Origin of the sequence: Streptomyces sp. 13-12-16 (assembly GCF_002114215.1) — a bacterium.
Classification (GTDB): domain Bacteria; phylum Actinomycetota; class Actinomycetes; order Streptomycetales; family Streptomycetaceae; genus Streptomyces.
In genome coordinates, this window is sequence record NZ_NCTE01001494.1 from 1 (window position 1) to 579 (window position 579).

1 pseudogene is annotated in these 579 nt (G+C 77.2%); it reads left to right on the forward strand.

Annotated elements, in window-relative coordinates:
* Positions 1–579, forward strand: a pseudogene (locus tag B7767_RS43335) (hypothetical protein); the annotation flags it as partial.

Genomic DNA, 579 nt, shown 5'->3' on the forward strand with positions numbered 1-579 from the left:
GGCTCCGCCGCCGCCCGCCACGACCGCGAGCCGGGCGGCCCGGCCGTCCTGGCCGTCCTCGGTGTGCTCCTGGAGGCGGCACTGGCCGCCGGGACGTGCGCCGTGGTGTGGGTGGTGTGCCGCCGGGGCCGCGCCGAACGCCGGCTGGACGGCGAACTCGACCGGCACCTGGTGCGGTACCTGCCGCTCGCCGCGCTCGTCCTGCTCGTCCTCACCCTGCTCTACGCCGGGTGGGAGCGCCCCGGCTGGGAGTCGGCGGGCAGGCTGCCGGGCGACGCCGCCTTCGGCGCCCTCGCCCTCGTCCAGGGCCTGCTGGTGATCGTGCTCGCCGGAGTCGCCCACAGCCTGCACCGCACCGACCCCGACCGGCGCGCCGCGATACGCGGCCTGGCCGGACCGGCGGTCGCCATGCTCGCCTGCGTGCTGGGCGGCGTCATGTCCGGCGGTGTCTCCCAGCGGGTCTCCGACTGGCTGGACGGCACCGGGACCTCGATCCCCGGCCCGCCCGTGCTGCTCACCTGGCAGGCCTCCGTGATCCCGCCGCTCCTCCTGCTGCTGCTGGTGCTGTGCGCTTGGCTC